Consider the following 8223-nt stretch of genomic DNA (forward strand, 5'->3'; position numbering starts at 1 on the left):
CGTCGGCCGCTGCATCCCGCTTGCCGACGATGACGACGCGCGGCAGTTGCTGCACCTCGGCCACCTGCACGTCGGCGCGGTGGCCTTCGATGACGACGCGCTCCAGCTGGATGACGGTGGGCTCGTCGCGCGGGCCGGTGATGGTCATCCAGGTGGCGCCGGTCAGCGCGACCAGCCCGACGAGGACGGCCGCGCTGGCGGCTTGCAGGCGGCCGGTGCGAGTGCTGGTGGTGCTGATGCGGTTCATGGGGTGCTCCCGTGTTCGATGGCTGAACTTTGCGCGGTGAGGGTTCGCTCGTCTGCGGGTTTGCGATAGGTCGACGCTTTTCGCGGATGAATTGCGGCTGGCGGCGATGACGGAAGGAAGCGCTGAACAAGTCCCTCGCGCGCGGCCCATCCCTGCTTTGGGCGATCTGCAGCGTTACAAGCCTTGCAGGCCGCGCCAGGCCAGAGGCCTGGCCCTTCGGCAGGCACAAGCGGCGCGCCGCTTGTGTCCGGCCTCAGCCTCGCCATAGCCGGGCTATGGCTGCGGTTTGCGCCTTGCAGCTCATCCCAAACCAGGGCGTGCCGCATCGCGGGGACCTGTTCAACGCTTCCTAATCAAGCTTGTGGGCGGCAGGCTGTGCTGCACTGGCGGCGCGCCCGCATACTCGTCGCGCTCAAGGAGAGACGGACATGGCACGCGGCAACGACGTTCAGCTGGGCGGCATCACCGACTTGAACCTGCTGGCCGACATCAAGCCAGGCTTCGTCGACGCGCTGGAAGTGCTCACCTATGTGGACCGGCTGCGCAAGGTGCTGCGCACGCTCAACGGCCTGCGGCTGGGCTCGCGCGAATCGAGCACACCGGCCTCGCCCTACACCGACATCGTCGCCCGCTGGCGCATCGTCCACTCCTTCCGCTGGAGCATCGTCGACGGCCAGGGCGGAGCGCCCGACCGGCTGCTGCTCAGCGTCAACGTCGACGGCGGCTGGGAACCGTATATGCGGGTCATCTGGGACCAACTCGGCTCCACGCTCGATCTGATGCTCTGCCACACCGAGGGCTACACGCTTTGCCGCGACTGCAGCTTCGAGACCTACGCGCGCTGGGTGCGGGCGCACGAGGTGTCGGCGGACTTCCTGTTCATCGAGTCGGGCCGCAGCGTCGGCGACGGCGACTACCTCGCCAGGCTGGAGGCCGCCCAGCGCGGCCGCGCCAACGAGCTGGCGTTCAACCGCCTGCGCGCGCCGGCCTCCGGCGAAACGCCGCCGCTGCCCAAGGACGAGAAGGAGCGCTTCGCGATGGCCGCGCGCGGCCTGGTGCCGCTGGCGGGGCTGTTCACGCTGCAGCGCTTCTTCGGCGCCCAGGCGAGCGACCGCGACTGCCTGCTGCGCGCCACGCACGACGTGCTGTTCGAGCTGCGCGAGCTGGACACCGCGCAGCAGTTCCCCAACGACGGCGGCAAGACGCCCGGCGGCGCGCTGCGCCAGCGCCACTACGAGATGCTGGCCTGGTTCGAGCAGCCGCTGACCGCGCCGCCCGTCAAGGCGCGCGAGCTGTCGCTCGAGGCCGGCGACCTGCAGTGCTGCCTGCTGACCAAGCCGCCCGGCAACCGCGGCGGCCTCATCATGCTGCGCGTGGCCCAGCCGTCCCAGGCCGTCGCCTGGCTCAGCACGGCGCCCGTGCAGCGCGACAACGAAGACGCCGCCCCGCTGAGCGTCTGGCGCCAGGTGGCGCTGACGCTCTCGGGCCTGAAGGCGCTGGGCATCCCGGCCGCGCGGCTGGAGCGCTTCCCGCAGGCCTTCAAGGAGGGCATGGCCGCGCGCGCCGGCCTGCTCGGCGACGTGCGCCACAACCACCCGGCGCATTGGGTGCTGGCGCCCCACGTCAACGGCATCGACCGCATTGACCCGGCCAACGCCCATGTCCTCGTGCAACTGCGCTTTGCGGCGGCCGAGCCGGGCGACGCGTTCACGGCGGCCGACGAGCAGCGCCTGCGCACGTTGGCCGACGCGCTGACGGTGGGTACCGGCCTCGCGCTGATGGCCATCGAGCCCATGCGCAGCAACGCCGTCGACAAGGAGCACTTCGGCTTCAAAGACGGCATCAGCCAGCCCCAGCTCTCCGGCACGGCTGGCCAACACTGGGACGACCTCGTCAAGACCGGCGAGGTGCTGCAGGGCTTCCCGACCGAGCGCGACAAAGGCTACGCCGTGCCCGAGCAGCCCGACGCGCTGCTGGACCGCAGCAGCTTCCTCGTCGTGCGCAAGCTGCGCCAATACACCGGCCGCTTCAGCCGCCGCACCTACGCCGAGGCCAAGAAGATTGGGCTTGACCACGACCTCGTGCTCGCCAAGCTGATGGGCCGCTGGCAGGACGGCCGCGCGCTGGCCGCTCCCGGCGTGACCGGCAACGACTTCAACTTCGCCCAGGACGCGCAAGGCTCGGCCTGCCCCTTCCATTCCCACATCCGCCGCGTCAACCCGCGCGACCTGGCCGGCACCGCGTTCGCGAAGAACCGCATGCCGCGCATCCTGCGGCGCGGCATGAGCTACGGCGCGCCCGTGCACGCCGACGCGCCGGACGACGACGACCGCGGCCTCGTCTTCATGGCCTACAACGCCCACTTGGCCGAGCAGTTCGAGGTGGTGCAGCGCTGGGTGGCCGGCGGCAATGCCAGCGGCGGCTACTCGGCGCAGAGCGACCCGCTGCTCGGCGTTGTCGACGGCAACGGCGGCCCGCGCCTGTTCCCGTTCGAGCACGCCGGCAGGGCCTACCAGGTCGACCTCGGCCCCGACCCTTTCGTCACGCTGCAGTGGGGCGCGTATTTCTACGTGCCCTCCATCGCCGCGCTGAAGGCACTGCCGGGCCTCGTCGAGCTGCCCCTGCCGCTGCAGGCTCCCACGCCCGTGCCCGAGCGCTCGCCCGACCCGCAGGACAAGGTCGCCTGGCAGCTGTGGCTGGAAGACACCACCACGCGCGACAGCGCCTGGGCCTGGGTGCGCGCCCAGCCCGGCGGCGTCGTCGACACGGCCTACGGCGTGCTCGTGGGCGCAGCCGAACGCGTCTGCGAGGTGCTGAGGAACGCCCCCGGCCGCTACTCCGTCAGCGGCTACGGCGAGCGCATGCACGACTCCATCGGCGTGGGTTATCTCGGCCTGGACGACGACACCGGCCACCGCGAGCAGGCGCCGGCCATCAACGCCGCCATCGAGGCCTACAGCGAGGCCCAGTGCTACGCCACGGCCTACCAGGTCGCCAAGGCGGGCCTGGCGCAGCTGAAGGTCGAGGCCCGCGCGCTGCTGGCCGCCTTCCCCGCCAGCCAGAAGCCGAAAGACCTGCCCACCGACACGCCGCTGGACTTCGAGCGCCTCAGCGAAGGCGTGCTGGCAGCGTTGTGCCGGATGTGGTTCGGTCAGCCCGACGGGCGCCACATCTGGGGCACCGAGTTCCATGCCGAGGCCCCGGCTCATGGCGTCGCCGCGCGCTGCCCGCGCGACCTGTTCAAGGTCTCGCGCCATGTTTTCGGCCCCTACCCGAGCGAAGCGGTGAAGGCCGAGGGCCGCGCCGCCGGCAAGCGCTTCACGGCCGCCATCGAGTCCTGGCTGGCCGAACCGGGTGCCCAACTGCCGCCGCTGGCGCAGAAGATCGTCGCGGCTGCCCAGGCGGTACCCGGCGCCATGCCCGATCTGCCGGCGCGCACGCTGGCCGGCATCATGCTGGGCTTCCCGCCCACCACGCACGCCAACCTGCTGACCGTGCTCTCCGTCTGGGTGCAGACGCGCAAGCTCTGGGAGCTGCAACCGCTGTGGCACGAGGTCCCGCCCGATGCGCAGACCGGCATGCGCCCCTACGCCGAGGCCGTGGCGCGGCTGCGCTCGACGATGGTGGCGACGCTGAACGTGCGCCCCACGCCCTTCCAGATCTGGCGCAAGGCCCGCGTGGCGCATCGCTTGGGCAAGGTGGATGTCGAACCGGGCCGAGTCGTCATCGTCGGCGTGGGCTCGGCCACGCAGCAGGACCCTTTGCGCCACCACGTCGCCTTCGGCGGCGACCGTGCAGACCCCAAAGGCCCGCCGCCGCACGCCTGCCCGGGCTACGGCATGGGCATGGGGGTGATGCTGGGCGTTGTCGCGGCGGTCCTGGATGCCGGGGTGATGCGGTTCACGGGGGCGCCGACGGTGGTGGCGCTGGCGGTGTGAGGACTTCGGAGAGATGAGACTGCGGTGATTCCGTCGCTGCTTTGCCGGTTGAACTCAAAGTAAGGAGTTGATATGCAGACCGATATGACATTCGGGCCATTCGTTCATACGCTTAACAAGGGCGGCCTGAAAGAGATCGTCATCACGGGAAAGCTCCGTGGTGCTGCGGCATCCAACCATCTCGCCAACGATCACAAGGCGGTCAGAGCATACGTAGGCACCTTTGAGCATCAGAAGAAGAACAAGAACTGGCACGGGCGAGTTTCAATTCATATCGAGTTCTTATCGTTCGTTGCACCCTGCGGGGCACTACCGCCCGGCTACGCGGAGTGGGGCGAGGAATTGCTGACCGAAGGGCATCTACCAATCAAACTTCTGCGCGTTGTCAACGGCGAGGGTGAGTCAGTCTTGCCGGCGCGTGTTTGAGGGGTGGCCGCCCGTCTCCGGCTCCGGGGCGGCTCCAGCACGTAGGCCAAAACGGCGATGCTCCGCAAAACTATTGCTATGTAAGCACCATTATTTGGGCGCCAAAATAGGCAAATAGTCCGAATATGGATTCTTAAACTCGAGTGGCTTGACGTAGTTGGCGGCACTGCCGATGATCGCTCTCATAAGCGTTCCTAGGCGTATTTAACTGCCTTATTTGGGCGCATACCATGAGCAGCCCCATCCCCCTTCCCGTCGAGCGAGCGCTGGTTCGGCTCGGTCAAAGCATCTCCCTGGCCCGGCGCCGGCGCCACATGTCGCAGCAGATGCTGGCCGAGCGTATCGGCGCGTCCGTCAACACCGTGCGGCGCATGGAAGACGGGTTTGCCGGCACGGCGCTTCAGCACATCGCCCGGGCGCTTCACGTCTTTGGCGAGCTCGACCAGCTCAACGCCTTGCTGGACACCGCGCAGGACAGCGTGGGCCTGGCCTTGATGGACGAGCAGTTGCCGCAGCGCGTGCGGGCGCGCCGCCCGGCGCCAGGCAGCGGAGCGTTCTAACCTGATGGCAACCCAGCCGGCTCGCCGCAAGCCGTCTGCTGCGACCCAGGTCGAGCTCGAGGTCTTCCTGGGCGCCGCAGAACATGCCGTGGGCCGGCTGGTCTACGTGCTCAACGGCCCTCGGGAGTTCTCGCAGTTCGCCTATCTGGACGCCTGGCTGAAGGCCCCCCGCTGCTTCGACATCTCCCCGGACCTGGCCAGAACCGCAGGTCATCAGGTGCGCAAGGCGCCTACCCGGGACGATTCCACCTTCTTCTTTGCGCTGGCGGACACCGAGCCTGACAGTTGGGGCCGCCGGGTCATCGCGCGCGCCCATGCCAAGGAGCGCAAGGGCAATCCGGCACTGGGCGCCCTGAACGAGCTGGACTACCTGTGCGCCGTGGATGACTTAAGCCGCATCGGCGCCTTGCGCCTGCGAGACGCCGGCGGGCGCTACCTGCGCACCACGCCACCGGGCAGTCGCGCCACGCCGCCCTTGCTGGAGCTGCAGAAGATGCTCGCCGCCTCCAGGGCGGTGGAGATGAGCACCGAGACTGCTGAAGACCTCAGCTACCTCATCGGCAAGGGCACGTCGCTGGGTGGCATGCGGCCCAAGTGCAGCGTGCTCGACGACGACGGTGCCCTGGCCCTGGGCAAGTTTCCGAGCGTGCAGGACGAGCGCAGCGTCACGCGTGGCGAGGTGCTGGCCCTGCGCCTGGCGGGCCTGGCGGGCATCGAGGTGGCGCAGGCTCGCGTGGCGATGGTCCACGACGTGCCGGTGGCGCTCGTCCGGCGGTTCGACCGCATGGCCGACGGCGCGCGCATCCCCTACATGTCCGGCACGGCACTGCTGCAGGCGGGCCGCAACGAGGACCATGCCTACACCGAAGTGGTCGACGCCATGCGAGCGACCTGCTGGGCGTTCAAGACCGATGCACAGCAGCTGTGGCGACGGATGGTTTTCAACCACCTCATCACCAACGTCGACGATCACCTGCACAACGTCGGCTTCCTCTATGTGGGCGGCAATCAATGGCGGCTGGCGCCGGCCTTCGACTTGAACCCCTTCCCAGACAAGGCGCGCGAGTCCAAGACCTGGTTGACCGAAGACAGCGGGCCCGTCGTGTCCGTGCACGAACTGCTCGCGCAGGCGGCGCGCTTTGAGTTGCGGGCCGACGAAGCCCGGCAGGTGCTCGCGCAGGTGGTGGCGGCCGTCAGCCGTTGGCGGGACGTCGCGCGCTGGCCCGACATCGGTTTGCCCGAGGCAGAACTGGACCGCTTCGCGCCCGCATTCGAGCACCAGGAATTGGACGAGGCGCGCGCGCTGGCAAGGTGAGCCCGCTCGCGCGCGAAGCCGTCGTCAGAGCCGCAGCGCGCGCTCCAGGAAGCCCGTCATGCCCATCCGCTCGAACTCGCCCCGCGCCCGCTCCAGCGCCTGCTGCCAGCCGTCGTCGAGCCTCAGCTCGGCCTCCAACAGCGCTGTCACTGCCGCCTCATGGTCGGAGTTGCGCTGCTCGCCGGCGCCCCGGGCCAGCGCCAGATAGCGCCGCGCCTGACCGGCATCGCCCGCGTTCGCCGCCAACCGGGCGGCCGCGCGGTAGGCCATGGCGCCGCCGATCCAGTCCTGCTGGCGGCCGCGCTTGAGCGCCAGCGCGACGTGGCGGCGTGCCGCGCCCGTATCGCCGCCCTGCACGGAAAGGATGTCGGCCAGCCAGCCGTGGTTGAAGCTGCTGTAGAGGCCGCCGCCGCGCGGCGCGAGCCAGGCGGTGGCGTCGCGCACGCGTTGCAGCGCCGCCGGGTCGGCCTCGTGCATCCAGGCGCCGTAGGCACCGGCGGCCTGGCCCATGGCGCAGGTGAACATGCTGCGCACCTGCGCGCCCACGCGGTGGGCCACCAGCGCCGCGTCGCGGGCCTCGGCCCAGCGGCCTTGCCACAGGAAGACGGCGGCGCGCCAGCCCTGGATGCTGGCTTCCACCGCGTGGCCGCTGCCGTCGAAGGGCGTGAGCGCCTCGGCAAATATGTCGTGCGCCTGCTGGAAGTGGCCTTGATCGGCCAGCACGTAGGCGCGGCAGCACAGCGAGAAGGACAGGCCGATGCGGTTGACGGCGCTTTTGCTGGCGCGAGGGCGCTGGCGGGCGATGGCCAGGTCCAGCATGGGCAGGGCCTCGGCGTAGTTGGCGGCGGCGGCCTGCAGCTGGCCGACGGTGCCGGATAGTTGGGCGAGCAGCGCGTGGTCGCCGCAGGCCTGGGCGGTTTCGACGGCGGCGCGGGCGTGGCGCAGGCTCTCGCGCGTTTCGCCCAGCGCATAGCCAACGTAGGCGAGCCAGTATTCAGTGCGGGCGACGAGGCCGGGCTCGCCGTCGGCCTGGGCCAGCACGGCGGCGTGCCTGAGCACACGCAGGTCATCGCGGGAGGCGTCGAACACGCAAGCCATGCCCAGGCGCTGGGCAATGGCGATCCAGCGGCGACGCCGGCCGCGGCCTTGATCGTCACCGTCGGGCAGGAATTCGAGCGCGGCGAGCGCGGCACGGAACTGCTTCTTGGCACGGTCCAGCGCCGAGGCGGCCAGGGCCTGGTCGCCGGCGGCCTCGGCGTGCAGGCCGGCGGCGGGCCAGTCGTTGGCGGCGGCGGCGTGGTAGGCCAGTTGCTCGTGCAGCTGGCTCTCGGCGCCGCCGCGCGCGGCCAGCTCGGTGCTGATGCGCCGGTGCAGGGCCTGGCGCTCGTGCAGGCCGGTGGCTTCATAGACGACGTCGCGCGTGATGCCGTGCTTGAAGCGCAGATGGCCGGGCGCCTGGTCCGGGAAGATGAAGTCCTGCGCCGCCAGCGCGCGCACGTCGGGGTGCTGCTCGCCGCAGCCAGACAAAGCCTCCAGCAGCCAGACGGGGATGACGTTGCCGATGACGGCGGCCAGACGCACGAGCCGGGCCTGTTCGGGCGGCAGGCGGCCGACGCGGGACTCGACGAGGGCGGCCAGCCAGGCCGCGCTGCTCTGGCCCTGGACGAAGCTGTCGCCGGCATCGGCCGCCGCGTGGCAGAGCTCCTCGATGAAGAGCGGGTTGCCGCCGGCGTGGCG

6 protein-coding genes are annotated in these 8223 nt (G+C 70.1%); 4 read left to right on the top strand and 2 right to left on the bottom strand.

The window, feature by feature from the left end:
* Positions 1–247 (bottom strand): hypothetical protein (locus ABIS05_RS10975; protein WP_348009620.1); only part of this gene is annotated, 247 nt, incomplete at its 3' end.
* Between the two features lie 428 nt (positions 248–675).
* Between ABIS05_RS10975 and ABIS05_RS10980 the strand changes: the two genes are divergently transcribed.
* The 4 genes from ABIS05_RS10980 to ABIS05_RS10995 all read left to right on the top strand — a co-directional run bounded on the left by ABIS05_RS10980 (position 676) and on the right by ABIS05_RS10995 (position 6486).
* On the top strand, positions 676–4185 hold the full coding sequence (locus ABIS05_RS10980) for a hypothetical protein (RefSeq protein WP_348009621.1): 3510 nt from the start codon (positions 676–678) through the stop codon (positions 4183–4185).
* Positions 4186–4257: 72 nt separating this feature from the next.
* Positions 4258–4611: a hypothetical protein gene (locus tag ABIS05_RS10985; protein ID WP_348009622.1), complete on the top strand. Its 354-nt coding sequence runs from the start codon at positions 4258–4260 to the stop codon at positions 4609–4611.
* A gap of 230 nt (positions 4612–4841) precedes the next feature.
* Positions 4842–5171 carry a helix-turn-helix transcriptional regulator gene (locus tag ABIS05_RS10990; RefSeq protein WP_348009623.1) on the top strand — a complete coding sequence of 110 codons (330 nt, stop codon included), beginning with the start codon at positions 4842–4844 and terminating at the stop codon, positions 5169–5171.
* Between the two features lie 4 nt (positions 5172–5175).
* The gene (locus ABIS05_RS10995) at positions 5176–6486 is read left to right on the top strand and encodes a HipA domain-containing protein (protein WP_348009624.1); all 1311 of its coding nucleotides are present in this window, start codon (positions 5176–5178) and stop codon (positions 6484–6486) included.
* Positions 6487–6510: 24 nt separating this feature from the next.
* Here ABIS05_RS10995 and ABIS05_RS11000 read toward each other — a convergent pair.
* Positions 6511–8223 (bottom strand): hypothetical protein (locus ABIS05_RS11000; RefSeq protein WP_348009625.1); only part of this gene is annotated, 1713 nt, incomplete at its 5' end.

The sequence above is a fragment of the Roseateles sp. genome, from assembly GCF_039929605.1.
Taxonomy (GTDB): domain Bacteria; phylum Pseudomonadota; class Gammaproteobacteria; order Burkholderiales; family Burkholderiaceae_C; genus Pelomonas.

Excerpts from the sequence above, each read along its gene's own strand:
- ABIS05_RS10980 (WP_348009621.1), top strand. The coding sequence starts at position 676 with ATGGCACGCGGCAACGACGTTCAGCTGGGCGGCATCACCGACTTGAAC.
- ABIS05_RS10985 (WP_348009622.1), top strand. The coding sequence starts at position 4,258 with ATGCAGACCGATATGACATTCGGGCCATTCGTTCATACGCTTAACAAG.
- ABIS05_RS10990 (WP_348009623.1), top strand. The coding sequence starts at position 4,842 with ATGAGCAGCCCCATCCCCCTTCCCGTCGAGCGAGCGCTGGTTCGGCTC.
- ABIS05_RS10995 (WP_348009624.1), top strand. The coding sequence starts at position 5,176 with ATGGCAACCCAGCCGGCTCGCCGCAAGCCGTCTGCTGCGACCCAGGTC.